The 16,941-nt window shown below is 57.0% G+C and carries 14 protein-coding genes and 1 tRNA gene; 3 read left to right on the top strand and 12 right to left on the bottom strand.

Annotated elements, in window-relative coordinates:
- Positions 1-329: 329 nt before the first annotated feature.
- The 7 genes from LE197_RS25800 to LE197_RS25770 all read right to left on the bottom strand — a co-directional run bounded on the left by LE197_RS25800 (position 330) and on the right by LE197_RS25770 (position 9,736).
- Complete coding sequence (locus tag LE197_RS25800; RefSeq protein ID WP_226033724.1) at positions 330-494, bottom strand: hypothetical protein; 165 nt, start codon at positions 492-494, stop codon at positions 330-332.
- Positions 491-1,240: an IS21-like element IS1474 family helper ATPase IstB gene (gene istB / locus LE197_RS25795; protein ID WP_126621874.1), complete on the bottom strand. Its 750-nt coding sequence runs from the start codon at positions 1,238-1,240 to the stop codon at positions 491-493. Before istB ends, LE197_RS25800 begins: the two co-directional genes overlap by 4 nt.
- Positions 1,128-2,813 (bottom strand): IS21 family transposase, encoded by a 1,686-nt coding sequence (gene istA / locus LE197_RS25790; protein WP_126621873.1) that lies wholly within the window; start codon positions 2,811-2,813, stop codon positions 1,128-1,130. The genes istB and istA overlap by 113 nt, the downstream gene beginning before the upstream one ends.
- 275 nt (positions 2,814-3,088) lie before the next feature.
- On the bottom strand, positions 3,089-3,475 hold the full coding sequence (locus tag LE197_RS25785) for a hypothetical protein (protein WP_226033723.1): 387 nt from the start codon (positions 3,473-3,475) through the stop codon (positions 3,089-3,091).
- 915 nt (positions 3,476-4,390) lie between these two features.
- Positions 4,391-6,532 (bottom strand): DEAD/DEAH box helicase, encoded by a 2,142-nt coding sequence (locus tag LE197_RS25780; protein ID WP_226033722.1) that lies wholly within the window; start codon positions 6,530-6,532, stop codon positions 4,391-4,393.
- A gap of 100 nt (positions 6,533-6,632) precedes the next feature.
- A complete protein-coding gene (locus LE197_RS25775; RefSeq protein ID WP_226034113.1) occupies positions 6,633-8,234 on the bottom strand; it encodes a dsDNA nuclease domain-containing protein in 1,602 nt (533 codons plus the stop codon).
- Between the two features lie 230 nt (positions 8,235-8,464).
- Complete coding sequence (locus LE197_RS25770; RefSeq protein ID WP_020924943.1) at positions 8,465-9,736, bottom strand: IS4-like element ISPa45 family transposase; 1,272 nt, start codon at positions 9,734-9,736, stop codon at positions 8,465-8,467.
- A 719-nt stretch (positions 9,737-10,455) separates the two neighbouring features.
- Between LE197_RS25770 and LE197_RS25765 the strand changes: the two genes are divergently transcribed.
- Together LE197_RS25765 and LE197_RS25760 are read left to right on the top strand one after the other, a co-directional pair.
- Entirely contained in the window at positions 10,456-12,273 is a 1,818-nt protein-coding gene (locus LE197_RS25765; RefSeq protein ID WP_226033721.1) for a hypothetical protein, read from the top strand.
- Between the two features lie 196 nt (positions 12,274-12,469).
- Entirely contained in the window at positions 12,470-13,528 is a 1,059-nt protein-coding gene (locus LE197_RS25760) for a hypothetical protein (RefSeq protein WP_226033720.1), read from the top strand.
- Positions 13,529-13,624: 96 nt separating this feature from the next.
- Here LE197_RS25760 and LE197_RS25755 read toward each other — a convergent pair whose 3' ends face one another.
- The 4 genes from LE197_RS25755 to LE197_RS25740 all read right to left on the bottom strand — a co-directional run bounded on the left by LE197_RS25755 (position 13,625) and on the right by LE197_RS25740 (position 15,540).
- Positions 13,625-13,819 carry an AbrB/MazE/SpoVT family DNA-binding domain-containing protein gene (locus LE197_RS25755; RefSeq protein ID WP_017675966.1) on the bottom strand — a complete coding sequence of 65 codons (195 nt, stop codon included), beginning with the start codon at positions 13,817-13,819 and terminating at the stop codon, positions 13,625-13,627.
- A gap of 19 nt (positions 13,820-13,838) precedes the next feature.
- Positions 13,839-14,237, bottom strand: a complete 399-nt coding sequence (locus LE197_RS25750) for a DUF6957 family protein (RefSeq protein ID WP_226033719.1) — start codon at positions 14,235-14,237, stop codon at positions 13,839-13,841.
- Between the two features lie 78 nt (positions 14,238-14,315).
- Positions 14,316-15,047, bottom strand: a complete 732-nt coding sequence (locus LE197_RS25745; RefSeq protein ID WP_226033718.1) for a phage antirepressor N-terminal domain-containing protein — start codon at positions 15,045-15,047, stop codon at positions 14,316-14,318.
- A 4-nt stretch (positions 15,048-15,051) separates the two neighbouring features.
- On the bottom strand, positions 15,052-15,540 hold the full coding sequence (locus LE197_RS25740; protein ID WP_226033717.1) for a hypothetical protein: 489 nt from the start codon (positions 15,538-15,540) through the stop codon (positions 15,052-15,054).
- A gap of 110 nt (positions 15,541-15,650) precedes the next feature.
- On the opposite strand from LE197_RS25740, the gene LE197_RS25735 reads away from it, so the two are divergent.
- Positions 15,651-15,914 carry a helix-turn-helix domain-containing protein gene (locus LE197_RS25735; protein ID WP_026088481.1) on the top strand — a complete coding sequence of 88 codons (264 nt, stop codon included), beginning with the start codon at positions 15,651-15,653 and terminating at the stop codon, positions 15,912-15,914.
- Between the two features lie 916 nt (positions 15,915-16,830).
- Here the strand turns inward: LE197_RS25735 and LE197_RS25730 are convergent.
- A tRNA-Thr gene (locus tag LE197_RS25730) sits at positions 16,831-16,906 on the bottom strand.
- Positions 16,907-16,941: the final 35 nt, after the last annotated feature.

Here is a 16,941-nt window from a genome sequence, read left to right as displayed (position 1 = left end):
CTGGCGAATGCTTGTCAGGTCAGCACTGTCGGCAGGACGAACGTGAGCCTTCATGCCTGCTCCCAGTCGACTATCCCCGTAAACGCTCAGCGAGCTGATGCACCGATGTCCCATGACGTACGCCTGGGTTTCTGGGCTTTCTCCGGAAGCCTTAAGGATGGAGCCCATCTGATGCCGGAAGCTCTTCAGTGTCGGAACCTGTTTGCGTCTCGACCATAGAGATCGTGACTCCCGGCGAAACCGATCCCGAATAGCCGTGTTGGTGCGCGGGCACTTCGACATCCTATGTGCGGCCCATTCAATCAATTTCAGAATGTTGGGTTTGTCGATCACCAGGGTTCGGTCGGCGCCGCGGTGTAGCTCTGCGGATTTTTTGCCACCGATGATTTGCACAAGGTGCGGATTTCGGTGAACGTGACCGAGCGTTTCGCTAATACGTGACCGGTGCTTCCGCCCCGGTTGCGCGGGTTGTGGATTGTAATCGCATCGGTCACGATGCGGTTTGCTCCTCAGCTTTTTTCCGGCGCAGTGACTCGCCCTTCAACGTCAGTCGGTAAGCGCTGTGCACCAGGCGGTCAAGGATGGCGTCGGCCAGGGTCGGGTCGTTGATCCAGCCATGCCAGTGTTCGATTGGTAACTGGCTGGCCAGGATGGTGGAGCGGTTGCCGGCACGGTCGTCGATCACTTCCAGCAGGTCGTGCCGGGCACCTTCTTCCAGCGGGGCCAGCGCCCAATCGTCCAGCACCAAGACATCGACCTTGGCCAGCTGTTGCAGGGTACGGCCGAAGCTGCCGTCGCCATGAGCGATGCGCAGTTGCTCCAACAGGCGCGGGGTGCGCAGGTACAGAGTGCTGTAGCCCTGGCGGCAGGCCTGGTTGCCCAGGGCGCAGGCCAGCCAGGTCTTGCCGGCGCCGGTCGCGCCGGTCAGCAGCAGGTTGTGCTGCTGGCGGATCCAGTCGCCGCCTGCCAGGCTGGCGATCAGGCGCTCATCCAGGCCGCGGCCAGGGCGGCGGTCGAGGTCTTCCAGGCAGGCGTTGGCATATTTGAGCTTGGCCTTCTTGCGCAGCCGTACCAGGCGCTGGTTGTCACGCCAGGCCAGTTCGCGGTCGAGCAGCAGGCCGAGGCGCTCATCGAAGCTCAGGCTGTGGCTGGCCGGCAGCGTCCATTGCTCTTCCAGGGCGCGGGCCATGCCGTCCAGGCGTAGCTGGTGCAGTTGATTCAGGGTGTGTTGCAGCATCATCGAACAGCTCCTGTTGCGGGGGGTGGTAGTAGTCGGCGCCACGGACGTTCTCGTGGTCGCTGGGTAAGCTCGTTTCGGCGGTGCGCGTGGGCAGCGGCTGCTGATCCAGGCCTTGCTGGAGCAGGTTGCGCACGCTGCGCCCGGTGAAGGCGCGCAGCTGGACGGCCCGTTCGGCGGCGGCTTCCAAGCGTGCATTGCCGTAGCGACGAGCCAGCGAGAGCAGGCCGAGACAGGCGCGGTAGCCCATCTCCGGATGCGGCTTGTGGGTCAGCTGGTGATCGATCAGTTGGCGCGTGTAGGGGCCGATCCGCGCGCCCCAGTCGAGCAGGCGTTGCGGCGTCCATTCGCGATGGGCCTGGTGTGCGGCGGGCATGTGTTCGCGCTGGGTGCTGTAGGCGCCGCGACGGCCCAGCAGCACATGGCTGGCCACGCGCCGGTTGCCATGCAGCACTTCCAGGGTGTGCGCTGTCAGCCGCACCTCGACGCTCTGCCGGGCCAGGGCGGAGGGCACGCTGTAGAAGCTGCCATTGACCTCGATGTGGTAGTCGATGTTGACCTTGCAGCGCTTGAAGCTGGCGACCTCGTAGGGATGTACCGGCAGCGCTCGCAAGGCCGGGCGATCCAGGCGCTCGAACCAGTCGCGCCGGCAGCCATCGAGGCGCTTGAACGGGCGTCGATTCAGCTCCTCCAGCAGCTCGGCGATGGCCTGGTTAAGCGCATGCAGGCTGAAGAACTGCCGGTGGCGCAGTCGCGCCATGATCCAGCGCTCGACCACCTGCACCGCCACCTCGGCCTTGGCCTTGTCCTGGGGTTTGCGTGGCCGGGCCGGCAGGATCACCGTCTGGTAATGCCGCGCACACTCCAGCGTTGCCCGGTTCAGACCCGGCTCGTAGCGATCTGGCTGGGCGACCAGGGCGCGCGGATTGTCCGGCACAACCATCTCCGGCACACCGCCAAAGTAGGTCAGTGCCTGGCCCAGCGAAGTCAGCCAGTCCACCTGGGTTTCGCCCGGCGTCGCGCAGGCATAGGTGTAATTCGAGGCGCCCAGGGCGGCGACGAAGATATGCGCCCGGCGGACTTCGCCGGTGGCCGGGTCGACCACCGGCAGCGTCGGCCCTGCATAGTCGATGAACAGCTTCTCGCCCGCGCGGTGCACCTGGCGCATCGAACGTTTGAGCGTCTGGGCGTAGCGCCGGTAGTGCTCGACGAACTGGGTGTAGCGGTAGGTCGGCTGGCCCGCATGCGCGGCGAGATATTCCTCCCACAGCAGCTGCAAGGTCACGCCCTTGCGCCGCAGCTCGCGGTGGATGCTCAGCACGTCGGGTGGCACCCGCTCACCGCGCGGCTTGTTTGTCGGCGCCGACGCAAACAAGGCGGCCGCCAGTGCGGCCTCGTCCATGGCCGCCAGCGCCGGCCAGTCCAGTCCGGCCACGCGCGCCGCCGTGACGTATTTGCTGACCACGCCTTTGGACAACTGCAAGGCGCGGGCGATCTTCTCGTGGGACAAACCGGCCTCGAACTTGAGGCGCAGACATTCTTTGATGTTTCGCATGGCTACTCGCGGCGCCGCCATCTTCCCCTCCCGAAATCGGGCGAGGGTGACGGCGCATCAGGTCATGCGCAACGAGAGGGAAGGCTTTCGCTAAGCCGTGACCGGCGATTTCGGTAAGCCGTGACCGCCGGTTTCGGAACGGGCGGAAAATCGGTCACGTTGCTACCGAAATGAGCGGTCACGCGTTAGCGAAATGACCGGTCACGATCTACCGAAACGGCCGGTCACGATGCTCCGAAATCCGCACACAAGGTTCCCTGTGACAGAGATCGTGCGCATCTCACAAGGACGCACGCCTATGCAGTTCGCCAGGACAAGCGAAGCGGCTTCATCGAGATTACCCCGGCATGAAGGTGCTTGTACAGTGCTTTGAAGTCCTCGAAGGGGACTTTACGAATCTGTTTCAGCTTGGGTTTTCTGGTCATCTTGCTATCAGGCGCTGTGACCGGATTGATCAGCTTTCTGATTGCAGCTGCTGCGTTGCTGTTGCTACGAGCGAGCTGATCGTTCATCAGCGAATTTTTGAGCGTGCTGAACGAGTTGGGGCGGTACTCGCTAGCGCAGGCCTGCAAAGCCGCGCAAATCTGCGCCGAAGATGGATCGTCCTCGCCGCAGCGAGTCCGATAGAAATGTTGTGCTCTGGTCTGATACCGCTTCAAGGTTGTCGGTTGCATCGCTGTCATCTCTCTTCTTGTTGTTTTGATGACAAAGCTAAGCCGCTTCGCGAATGGCGTTGTGTCAGTTCGGCCTACACTGAAATGCACTACGCCTTCGCTTCGTTTTTTCTCGTTCCGTCCGAACTGCCACAACGCCCTCTTACTCGCGCCGCGAGTAAGAGGTGCGCGCTCTCACTCACGCGACACGCCTCATCTAAATTCAGCGTGCGCCGTGAGCAAAAGCGCGCGCAAGCGGTTTGTCATCAAAATCAAAAAGCAGCCAGCGCCATGGCGCTGAAAGGGCGAGCCCAGCAGCACGAACCTGCTCATCGGCGATTTAGCGGAAATCGGAGCATTCAAAAATGCTGGCCAGTGGAGGGCGATTTGGTTATGTTATATTTATATAAGTCATTGATTTAATTGACTTACATTTAAAAGTATAACCGATAAAAGCAGTGCCAGTTTGGGCACACTTTGCGCCATAAGTGGCACTCGCTGTGCCGGTTTTGGCTGCTTTCGGTGCCCCGTCAGGCAGTGTGTATGCCGCATGCGGCACTGCAAGAGTGTCGCAAACCGCATGTGCGATATGCAGGGTGTATCGCAGCTAGTGCATGCGACAGGGGTAGCGTATCGCAGCGCGAGTTTGCGACAGCCCAGGTGTGTCGCTCCGGTGTCTGGCGATACTCCCGGAGTGCCGCAGGTTACCCCATCGATACTCAGGTTATGTCGTCGGGGGCACCTTTCGTGCAGAGGGTTCTGTCTGTTGCAGTTGCCAATGAGTAATTGCGCTCATCTGACCAGCCATTTGCATCCATTTGGCCGACGGAGCATGTAGGAAGAGTCCGTCACGACAGGCGACAACCGGCCAAAATCGGTCGGTCAGCAACATCAGTATTGTGGTCTGTCCCCGATTGCTCAAGGCTCTGCATGCTGCCAGGCACGTTACATTTCGGCCACTGCCCAACGCATTAAGCTCTTCTCAAAGCCGGTCAGTTGAAGGCGCTCTACTCTTGGAGCCAGTGCCCGAAGTTTCGCCAGCAGGTCGTTCAGATGTTCCGACGGCAAGATGAGGTTCTTGATCTGGGTCGAGATCTGAGTGGGAATTCCGTATTCGTCCAATGCGGTGAGTAGCGGGTCAAGGAACATGTTTTCCAACTGTTCAGCAAAGAAGCTGAAGTCGCCCGGCTCGATCGCTCTTTTCGCCAGCACGTCAGCCTGAATTTTGTTGACGGCCATGATGTCTCGAGGCAATCGGAAGCAGACCATGTTCCTAATGAATTTTAGGCGTAGGTTGATCGCTTCGCTGGGTGTGTTCTCCTGCCACCGATTCGCCACCGCGTCTCTTAAGTAAGCTGGCAGGTCTTTCTGAGTTCGGAGCTCATTGATGTGCCAAGCCAATTGCGAGCTGGACGATATCCCGTAATCCATCAGGTTACTGCCCTCCAAGCTGTAGACCAGCTCACACAGGTAGTTGACCTGGTTCGGCTCAGGGATGCCTTTCCAGCCCAGCAGTTTTCGACTATTCGGCAGGTCTCGAATGATCGTTTCCGCCACCTCGACTTGCCGTTCAATAGGAATGTGCCGATTCTCGATCAGAGTGGTCGGCAAAAGTACGGGGTTGGCGTACGCTTCTTGGAGCCGTCCACGCGAGATGTCGGTCAGGTACTCGTTCTCCAGTTGCATGAGAAGCCCCATCGGGGAGCTCTCGTCCTGATGGCCGATGGGATACTCGACGGTGAGGCCTTGCTCAAGGGGGGGCGCTTCGAGCATGAAGACCTTGCCAATGAAATACTTGTTCATGCGGCCTGCACGACCGGAAATGTTTTTGTACGTGAAGTAATCGAACGTCGAGGTGTTCAGGCGACGGTCGTAAATGATCACGTTTTCTGCTGAGGTGTTAACGCCCTCGATCATTGTCGACGTACAGATGATCCGCTTGATTATGCCCTCGTTGAACAGCTTGACGATGTACTGCTGCAGTGCACGCGGCACCCCGCCATGGTGAATCCCGATACCCAAAGAGATTGCCTTGGCAACGTTCCATTCAGGGTGGTAGTGCTTGGAAATCCAAGCGGCGATTTCTTTCGTTTCCGGCACAGGGGTCAGCCCAGCTTCCTGGATCAAATACTCGGCGACTCTGTTCGCGCTGGGGGGGGCCTGGCAGTAGATCAGGGTAGGCGAGTCCAGAGTTGCGACCAGCTCCAGCAGCTTTTCCTTTCGCTCTTCGGAGCGCATACCCAGATTGAAATTCTGGATGTCGACCGCGACGGTACTGTAGTCGGACGGGATGAAGTGGTACTCGTAACCATCCAAGCCAGAGATCTTCTGGATGTGTGGCCCGAGCATGTAGAACTGAGCGCCAGTCTTGGCGAGCTTGTGGAAGGCCAGGCTCAGATCAATGGCTCGGGTGCTTTCGTCTGTGTCGTTCGCCAAGTCGATTTTGTAGAACTCGTCTAGGACGAAGAACTCCACATCCGAAAGGTCTGGACGCTGGATAACACGCTCCTGCGTGAGGAGGTAGACGTTAGTTGTGTCTGGCTCTGCTTCCTGGCTAGGATGCGTGATCAGGTTGAAGTCCCTGAACCGTTTGACCAAGCGACGACGGGTTTCGTCGATCAGAGCAATGGTCGGAACGATCACAACCACCTTTTTGAATCGCCGCTGTGCCAGTACAGCGTCGATTACGAGGCTCTTTCCGACGCTTGTAGAAGCACTGAGCACCACGTTTCGGCCTTGCATGATCAAGCTGAAAACGTGGGCCTGCAGATGATGAAACACCATACCCTGCTCTACACCTTCAACCCTGTGAGCCTCGTAAGCTAAGCGGTCAGAAAGCGCCATGCTACTGAGGTGAGGCGTGATGTAGGGGAATAGCCCGACGGCGCGTACCATGTTGAGCAGCAACGACTGTTCGACTGCGTCGAAAAGCTTGAGTTTGTCGAGTGCTCGGATCACTAGGTCGCGGCCTTCCCACTCAGAGCTACTTCTGTTGACGACGGCGTTGATGGCCTGCAGCACATCAATCGTCGATGCACCCTCATCACCTAGTTTCGTCAGCTTGTTCTTGATCGTTTCGTAGTTCATGACCGCATCATCCCTTGAGGTCTCCGAGGCAAGGTGACCCGCTCGGGATACCGTCACCCTCTTGTACCTTCTGCTGTGCAACCGACGAGCCGGTATCAGCTCATGCCTGTAACTCTTCCAGCTTTTTGCAGCGAGCGTTGAACGCCTTGATCAGCAGTTCAATGCTTTCCATTGGCACCAGAAAGACCATCACCTTCACCTGTTTGATGTTCTCCGGCAATTGTGTGGTGAACGTGCTGAAGTGGGTCTCGATCTCTGTCTTGAGTTTGTTTATGTAATCAGCAAGCCAGCCTGACGAGAGCGCTTCACTTTCATAGGTCAATAGGATGGGGAGGCCGAGGACATTCAGCATGTCATCGACCGGCGAATTGCGATGCAGAGCCTGGTTTAAGGCATCTGCTTTAGGCTGGTGGTGTAAGGGTTCGCGCAGAGAAATGATGATTTCGCGCTCTGCCGACAGCACCGTTTCTGAGATCGTTCCGTCAAGGACTTCGCAGATCTGCTCCAGCGTTGCATCCATATCGTTTGCTTCGATCAGGCGAGCAAGACCTAGCCATAACTGATCACCCTGACCAGGTAGCTGAACGATATGAGCGTTGCCAAACTCCGAAAGCTTGCCGGCGGTTTTGTAGAAGACTTTGCATGCAACGGGCTCGCTGTTTTGGCTGCTGCGCAGGATGGAATGGAGAATAAGTTCCGCGATGAGCCTGTCGCGCGGGAGCTCACTGTCGCTGAAGGCACTGATTGATCGAGCCAAAATCGCTTCTGCGTTGTGCGCAAGTATGTTGACGATCTCGCTGGCCTTAAGGGAAAACTCAGGCAGCCATTCGATGAGATGTTTCGCAAAGTTCTCGTGACGCCATTTTTTTAGCGAATACTTCACGTCAAAGCCAGAAAATGAATGCAGCAGACCGTCTTTGGTGCTCGCGTGAAACTCGACCAAGAACGGATCCGGGCGCTTCTTATAGGGTTTGGATGTGGCCGTTGACTTGTCATCAGCCTCGTCCAAAAGCTTCTTCAAGTGAGCCAGCGCAGGGCCACGGAGAATGATCTTTGACGCAGCAGCTGTTTTCACGTTGGCCGTGGCAGCCTTGTCGGCAATCTCCAGGAATTCGTCGTAAATTGCCTGCAGCTGGGTGAAGTTGGGCCGGTTTCCGAGTTCTTCCGCGAGCTGGGACAAAGCCTTGATATTGACCGCTTCCAGCGCATCGACATCACCGTATACCTGCCAGACACAATTTTTCGCCCAGTAGGAAAAATCTCGATTTTGCGGGGAGGCGAACGTCTTAAACGCCTTTAGCAGTGCCTTGCCTCGGGCCGTGGTGGTATCAGGAAGAGCTCGCTTATTCAGCTCTTTTTTGAAGCCTTCAAGAATTTTTGCGACGTCGCGCTTAGTCACGATCCGGAAGCGGGCAAGGCCAGGGCGCACGTCGCATTTTAGTGATTTGTGCAGTAGGGAAGAATCGGCCTTGATACCATCGAGCGCGATTACTTCTTGCCAATTCCATTTGTTGTCACCTTCGGTCGTCTTGACCTGGATGTACTCGTTGACTAGCTCCCCCGAACAGTAGAACACAGCGACTATATCGTCCGCTGTCTCGCATTCCACCTGGGAGTAGCTGCTATCTCGGAGCATCTTGAAGATGAAGCTGACGGCTACGTGGTCTTGATACTTGAATCCTTGCCTTGCTGCCAATGTCATCAACTTAAGCCCCCAGCCCTGGCCGGGGCAAGAAATCCCGGGCTTGGACGCGCGGTTGCAGCAGTGCCTTCACTGGTTTTGCTCCCCAGTTCAGCGCATGTGCGACCCAGACGCCAGCTTAATGGATGCCGGTTCGCCTCGGCGGGCGGGATTTCTCGTTTTCCGGGCGAGCGCGTGCCGGCCGCTGTCTGGCCAGCTTTTTTGCGGTGCAGTTCGGGTGCTGCTTGTTCTTAGCGCGTCGGTTTGTAGCCCTCGCAGCCGCGACTGGCCAGGCGCATACGCTGGCGCGGGAAGCTGCGGCCCGGGCGCACAGCGCTGAGGCTGTTGGCCATCAACTCCATCACGTTGGCCAGCCCCTGCACACCGGGGCGTACCAGCAGGTCGACCAGGGTGTTCTTGAGGCGTGACACCCCTTGGGTGAAGTTGACCTTCCAGCGCAGCTTGCGGCCTTTGTGGCGCTGCTCGATGACCGGTTGCAGCAGATGTTGCATCAGCAGCGCTAGGTTTTTCAGCAGTTGCCCGGCATGAAAGTCCTGCTTCACGGCCGTCACGCTACGGCCGCTAAAGTTGTCGAGGCAGAGGGTCTGCTTGAGGCGGCGGTAGTCCGTTTCGATGCCCCAGCGGCGGTGGTAAAGATCCGCGAACACCTCGGCCGGGAAGGCCTGTCGATCCAGCAGGGAGGTCAGCAGCACTTCGCTTTCACCGCTGGCTAGCTCGACCCGGATCAGGCGCAATTCGACCCGGCCCGCGGGATCGACGCCGGCCTCGGTACAGAACAGGCGCGCCTCGGGATGACTGGCAGAGAAGAACTGCGTGTCTTCTGTCTGCCCCGAGCGGAGAAACTGTTTGACCTGCGCGTTGTAGCCACACGGCAGGCGCATCAGGAAATGTCGCCGGTGCTGCTCGAACAGCGCAAACAGCCAGTGTCCGGGGTAGCCGCGATCAAACAACGTCAGGCTGTCAGCGGGCAGATGCTCGAGGTGCAGATGGGCGCAATCGCGCTCGCCGACTGCGGATGGCACGATCAGGCTGTGTAGCGTCTGGCCGTCGGCGACGTCGTAGAGCATGGACAGACGGGCAACGGGAAACTCGCTATGGCAGCCGAAAAAGCGCGTCATGACCGACTCCAGCGGTAAATGGACGGTCGAGCCGTCCACGGCGAGTACCCGTAACCCGCGCCACGTCTGGCGCAGCCCGAGGCTGTCGAGCTGTTGCTGAAGGGTTTGGTTGAGGCTCTCGAAGACCTCGGGCTTGAGCTTGCCGCGCGCCTTGCTGAAGGCCTGCGCGGTGACCACCTGGGTCTCGGCCGAGGCCTGGTTGAGCACGCGATAGAACTGATCGAGCTCGGTTTGCAGGGCGGTGCGTGGCTGATTGAGCAAAAACAGGACGAGGTTCTTGAAGGTCAGTTGGCGTCGGCGGGTAAAGTCGTGAGGGCGCTGGCGGTGGGTATCGATGAAGTCGGGACAATCGAGCTGACTGGTTATTTTTTGTACAATTTTCAAGCCAGGGTTTGCTGGGCGGTGTCAAACGGTGTGGAATGAGGGGCCAAAAGGGTTTCTCCTATGCGCTGAATTTAGCGCTAATTATATGATATTTATAGGAAAAATTCCTTAAGTTGATGACATTGGCCTTGCTGCAGGCCCACCTGCATTGGATGGGCTAGTAATACGCGCCATGACATCCCTGTTTCGCGAGAAGAATTGCAGAAATCGGACATGCGCTCTGTCGACCAGAGCAACACACACGGAGCCTGTTAAAACTGCAACGCTACCACTAATGGCAATTGGCCGGCCATCAGCAATAGTGGTCTGGTTTTTCCCAGGCTAAGTGGGCAATTGCATAAGGTAGATTGAGTCGCCCCTGCATTCGTGAGCACCTGATGATCGCTTTTGGCCGATTCTGTTGAAAAAGTGCTTTGCCTGTACTGCCTTAATAGTGACCAATGAAAAGCCCTTTTCTGTGTATCGCTACGTGAAATTTGAGCCCGCAAACCTCTGCCGAATTTTAAAATTTCAATCGCAGGTGCCAACTTTTCCGCCGCGGAAACCAAGGTCGACTTTTTCAACAGAATCGGCCAGGAGCGGTCCTTTACGACAACCTGCTACAGCTCGCAGAAGCCATACCCTGTTGAAGTGCATTCATCTAGACAGCCTTAATGGCACTGGGCTACCGTCCAGCCTGACGGACTCCACGCTTCACCCCTTGCCGTAGGGAAACGGACATGATCGATGAGCTTCAAGCCAGCAAATCCTGTTACTTCTATCGCCAAAAAGCTCCGATCACAACGGTCGCGATCACGGCTTTGTTCCGGGCGGTTAGAGGTGCCCAAACGTCCCCCTCGAACAACCTTTTCTCTTTCATACGGCAGTCTCACGGGGCGTCAATCTGGTCTGCTCTTTGCTTTCAATTCGACAAGACACCAGCTTTCCTGCCTGGCGCTGACGATGTGATCGACCGGGTAACCGGGTATTTGCTGATAGTCGAGCACCGTGATTATGTGGCCATTTTTAAATCCCAGATCGACGTCCCTGCCGATTTCGCCAAGCGGCATCTGCAGCGCATCGGTGCGCAGGATGTCGACCGTGGACTGACTAGCAAGGACTCGGTATTCGCCCGGGTTCGGCTGAGGCATATGACACTGTCCCGCTTTGCTTTGCGCAGCAAGACACTTGAAGGCGAGAACCTCCAGAACAACGTGGGCATGGCCTCTTCGGCTCGATTTGCACCGTTGGGTTACAGCTTCACCGAGGCGGACGAACACTTTTCAACGACGCCACGAACCGGACGGATTTCACTTCGGGCGGATCGTGCCGGCTATCTAGAGTTAGTGGACTATGCCAGCAGTATTATCGACCGCCTGCACCCTCGACCTGGAAGACCATCGTCTTCCCCTTTCCTAGCGGCTTTCGCACGACCGCTGGAGCTATCGGATCTAACGGCTAGCCCTACCCAATTCGCGGTTGATACCGCCATCCTCGGGCAGGCCATCTTTGACGACAAAATCATCCGCTTGGTCAAGCGTGACGAAAGGGGCTATCGAGAGCTGGCAAAGGCAGAGGTCGATCTGATACTTACAGAGCTGACAGATGTCTTGGGGGTCGCCAAAAACGCCGCCGGCAAGCTCCTGGTGTCCCAGCTTGCAACAGGAGTCGAGGTAGGTGAGATAGCGATCAACAAAACGCGAATCGCCTTGAAACGCCTTACGCTACCTCTACTCGCTGATGTCTACGTCGAGGAGACCCAGTTCGCCCTCGGGGCGGACGGTGATCGCGCACTGCTTAAGCAGTTCATCGACAAACAGGACACGTTCATCGTCCTGTTCGACCAGCCGCGTTTTGCCTACCTGGACGGCAGCCTTTATCAGGACGACTCCTTGGTCAACGGTGGCACTCAGTTCTTGGGCTACATTTTCGGCAATGCAGAGCTGGCAACTGTCACGGATGAGAAAGGTACCTTTACCGCTGCCCATCGTACGTTTGATCCAGACTCCACGTTCGGCGCGGTACTGTCGACGGTCGCCCCCGAGGATGACGTCATGGTCTGCGATGATCTTGGGGATGAGTGGGCTGACTTCATTGGATTTCGAACGGATCCAGCTTTTCCCAGGGTCACCTTCTACCATGCTAAGCATGGCGAGCTGACACTCGGTGCCGGCGCGTTTCACGTTTCTGTCAGTCAGGCTATCAAGAATCTGGGCAACCTCACATTGCCCGCACCGGCTATCACCAAGAAGTTTGCTCGATGGAATCGGCTTTATACCAATCGTAAGGTAAGGACAGGTATCCATCGCACATGCCGAGGCACACCTGCTGATTCCAGAGCTGCGGTGGAGTTCTGCCGGAATGCCCCTCACACGTTCAAACGGGTGGCCATCGTGACCTCATCACTGAGCAAGGCCGCAGTTGAGCAAGCGTTTCATGACATCGAAGCAGGCCACACTGCCAGCCCCTACTTCGTCCAGCTGTATTGGTTACTGTCGTCCTTCTTTGCTGCCTGTGCCGAGGTCGGAGCCTTCGGATGCGTAATATGTCAGGAGTGATGGAACAGGCTCAAAGGTAGAGGCTCACGAACCCGGATTCTCAGCCATCGTCCGCTACTGGCAGAGGGTAGACTCTATGGCGTTTTAGACATGTGCCATCCATGAAAATCGGAGCCATCGCGTACTGCTGAATGGAGTCCTGCCCAACGAACGAGCCCGCCAGCGTAGCCTCAGCCTATCCAGCAAGGAAGAACTCATGCGCCTCGATCAGATGCCGTACCACTCGATGTCAACCCTGGCTGTACTACCGTTCCGTCAATTCCGTATCGGCTGGACATGGCAACTACGAGCACTGAAGCTCTTCCCTGATTACCAGCTGGCTTGGAAACGGTACTTCTACGATAACGGTAATGGGCATGCGAGGGCGGCCGTGTTCACCTCCTATAAAGAGGCTATGGAGGCGGCGGATGAATTTAATCAACTCACCAATGAGCGCGCGGCGCAGGCAGTAGCGGATCCGGTCCTCCAGGCCTCAACCCTCTTAAAGGTCGACAAGGCTTTGACGGCGGCTCGCCGCATTCAAGACGAAGAAAAGTTGATGGAGCGCGAGGCGATCAAGCGAAATGCTCATCTGCCCAGTCCAGCCATCGAGGATCTAGAGCTGCCCGAAAAAATGGACATATTGCGGCAACCACTGCACGAGCAGCTTGAGCGTGCGCCCTATTTGCAAGTTGTTGCCCTCCCGACTTTTAACGTCTGTCTTCGCCGTACCGAAGACCTCAAATGGGAAGAGATCGGTGCTTTGTCCTCGAAGCGCTCACAAGTATGTCTCAGAGAATTGACTGCCAGGGGCTTTGGCCTTTCTGGGGGAGATCATTGGGGTAGAACCAAGGCGCAGATTCGTGCGCTGTTACTTCCCCGAGCCAACCAGCTCCTTCAGTTGGCCAGCGTCAGACAAATGCTTGCCGAGGCGAGAATGCGCGGCCAGAGGGTATTAGTCTGCGGGGGATTTGTGTTCTGGTTTGAAGATGATGGGGTACCTTGGTGGATTGTAAAAAACACCGGAGGAGAGTCCAACAGCGATGAAGGTACAACCCTATGGCACGAGGGCACGATCCTGTCCAAGAACCATGGTCGGATCGTAGTACTCCCATACATCAAGGAAAATGGAGAACAGATTCAAGGCCACACGAAGAACGCTCCGCATGATGGTAAGGCTCTGCCTCGCCATCGAGATCAATACGTCACCCTCCCGTTCGAGATCCTGGAAGGGGATCTGATGATCGGATTGTTTGGTGAACTGCACTATGAGTGAGAACTAAGGCGATTCGAAGGGCTGATAATGGCCGGCTCCAGCCCGCTGCACTGGCGACTCCCGGCCAATAACGGATGCTGCCAGCAGTCCGCCCTATCAGGATGAGTTCACGGCTCGCTGTTTGAGCTTTAGGGAAATGCCTTCCTCTCCCTTCTCAATTGCAAGCTCGTCTCCCAAAGTCCAACCAAGCTTCTCAAGTAGCTCGGATGGAAGCTCAACGATAACGTCTCCGCTGTCATCCCCTGGATCTTGGCAGACAACTCGCTGGACTACCCCCGCTCCAATAGACATTCCCGGCCTACTCCATGGCTTAAATCAGGCATGCGATGGTATCGGCACTGGCACGCTTGCGGGAGCCAGGACCCAGTAGCAGGTACACCGAGTTGAGCGTCTTGAAATGAAACCCCTTACTGAACTGATGCAGTAGCGAGGTTCTCACGAAGTCGCCCACGTCCCATCGTCGCTCGCTGTCGAAAACTACCTGGTGCGCATAAATCAAGGCCGGCTCGCGTTGTGATTTCTCCAGAGCGTGGCGTTGCGCGTCGGTGGTCTCTATGTCGAGCCACAGCCAGTCACGTACCAGACAGAAATTTCCAAACGGAAAGTTCTTTCGGGCATAGCTGAGCGCATCTTCGTCGGACATGGAGCTGCCAGGCATGGGCACTCCCGCTGCGTACAACAGCTCTGTGATTTCTTTCAGTGAACTCATGGCTGACCGCTCTGCATCCCGGGGGATGACTGGTAACGTTTCGGGTGGTAGCTGGGGCAGCTGACTGCCCGCTACCTCTCATAGCGTCTGCTGCATGCTGCAGGCCTGACGATGCTGCTGCTCCAAGTCGATGCCGCAGAGCAGCGCGGCGAAGTCCGCATCAGGCAAATGCATCCGCTGTGTGCGCGTCTCAACAATGGATTTGATGATCGCATCGACACGCAGCGAAATTGGCATCTGGCTCGGCGTCTTTGAGCGATCATGCTGATAGATGATCGAGCTGAGAGAAGCGACTGCTGTACGTAGTTGGTGGTCTTGGGTCTCGGCAATTCCAAAACCGTTAGCCCCACGGAATTGGTTGGCAATCTGCTTGAGCAGTTCCGGACGATTGGCTGGATCTGCTTGTTGCGCTCGCCAGTTCAGAATTCGGTTCAGGACTGCTGGCGCAGCCGCTGGTGCTGTCACTGCAGACTGCTCCTCCACAGTCAGTGCTCCGCCAAAGAAGTGAGTACGCAGCTGGTCAAGGTGGCGCCGAACGACAGGGGACACTTTGCGCGAGCTCAAGCTTTTCAGCCAGAACTCGAACTCTGACTGCGGCAGGCACAGCGCCCGTTTCATAAGAGGCTGGCCTGGCAGTGCTACATCATGCTCACGAGGGCTGTATCGAGGGGGATGCAGCTTGGCCGCTTGAGAGTGCCAGTTCAGCCCCATCGCTTCGCAGATCGGCCGCATAGGCCAGTAACGCTCATTGTCGCTGCCGATCAGATAAGGAATCGTCAGCCCCTGAATTTTGATTTTGGATGTGCGCATTGGATTACTGGCCCCCTTGGCTGGCAGGGGTTGGGACATAAGCTGGCGTGCGCTTAGATTGCGCAGCGATGAGTTCGTGAAGTGCATAGCTGGCCGGAGCAGTTTTCATCCACTGCTGCATGAGGCCGAGTACTTCGGGCCTGCTGGTCTGCGTCAGCGTAATGAGCTTGTTGGTGCTTGCTGCCACCGCACGGAAGCCATCCCTGAACTGGACGGCCTCCGTGCGGCTCTCAATGCTCAGTTGATCAATGATCTGATCAATGAACGCTGGAATCAGCCGGACCGGCAGGGAGTACAACGTGGATTTAGATTCAGCGTCATCTTCGATCAGGAGGTCGCTTTCCCATGCCGTAGCGGCAACCTGGGCCAAGCCAGTTGGTGCGCCGATTGAGGTGAGTAGAGCGTTCAGCTCCATGTGGATTTCTAGCGTTTGCTTGTTCAACGTGAGCTGAAGCTTCGGGCTTGGGGAAGAGGGTTGTGTTGTGGTGTTCATCGAGGAGTTCCTTGGTAAGGGGATAATCAAGATAATCTGAATATCCGTAAATCAGGTATCTGTAGATTAGATATACCCTCGTGGGCTGTCAAGCTGTGAGGTGGTCCCCGTTGGAAAAGTCGGTGTATCGAGATGAGAACCTGGTGCTGCTCAGACTGCTGAAGCAGTGCAGGGTGGAGGCTGGGTTGACCCAGGCGCAGTTTGCTCAGGCGCTTGAGCGTCCGCAGTCTTTCGCGAGTGACATCGAGCGGGGGTTGCGCCGGCTTGATCTCGTTCAACTGCGCGATATCTGCCAGGCGTTGAACATCGGCCTTGTCGAGTTTGTGCAGCGATTTGAAGATGAGCTTTCGGTTTCAAAAGGGGCGGGTGAGTAACACCTGCCCCTTTTGAAAATGGACGCGCGGTTCGCTCAGTGGGGCGCTCCGAATACTGCCCATTTACTGGATGCCAGTGAGGGCTTGTCTTGGAGGTGGGCGGATGAGATGGCTGCCCCCTTACCCTTGGTCACTGTGCTTTAGGCGGCGGCTCGCTGCATGCTCTCCCATGCTGCTGAGTACAGCCCTGCAGCATCGCTGCACAGCAGTCGAATCGCTTGCATGCATCCACCTAGTGGCTCGTCTGAAAGCTCATTCAAAATGGATGTACCACTGAGCGCGCAGAGTAGGCCTAAGACGGCGTGCTGTCGGTGCATGGCTTCGTCATAGAGTTCGGCTGCTTGGGCATCGCTTCGATAGCCAAGCAGGCTGTTGTGCTCGTCGGCATGTAGCGGGGTAAAGCCCGGGGATGAGTTGCTCTGGTGCATAGGGTGACCTCTAGAGTTTTAGAGGCCGCCATTACTCGCTACCAAACGAGAGGGTGGCGGCTGTATGCGGGTTGGTAGACCGAGACTCTAGGAACTCGGTGCGCCGAAGCGCCCCGCATACAGCCACCATAACAAGTTACCTCATGGTGGTAGTGATCCTAGAGTCAGGTCTGTTGACCCGCCCATTCACACTATTCAGCTCTCAGGGGCTGTGCAAGATCCCACTTTACGGCATCCGGACGAAAAAGGCCTTCGCCATGAATGGCCTTCAAGATGACTAAAAATGCGTCTTGCGATTTTAGGGCAGCTAGGAAATCCGCACCAAGATGATCCGGGTCGCGATAAATTCCAGACGTACGGAATTGAGGTCGGCGCGATTTTTTCTAACCAACAGGGCAGGGGGTGTCAAATCCCTACCCCAATCCTACCCCAGGCCAAATTTTGCCCACAAAAAAGGCCTACGCTTTCACGTAAGCCTTTGATTTGTATGGTGCCGGCACCAGGAATCGAACCCGGGACCTACTGATTACAAGTCAGTTGCTCTACCAGCTGAGCTATACCGGCGAAGAGGGCGACATTATAGCCAGCCGCCGCCAGGA

Origin of the sequence: Pseudomonas sp. PS1(2021) (assembly GCF_020405165.1) — a bacterium.
GTDB classification, from domain to species: Bacteria; Pseudomonadota; Gammaproteobacteria; order Pseudomonadales; family Pseudomonadaceae; genus Pseudomonas; species Pseudomonas aeruginosa.
The sequence above is the reverse complement of the archived record's forward strand: the minus strand, read 5'-3'. Positions and strand labels throughout refer to the sequence as shown.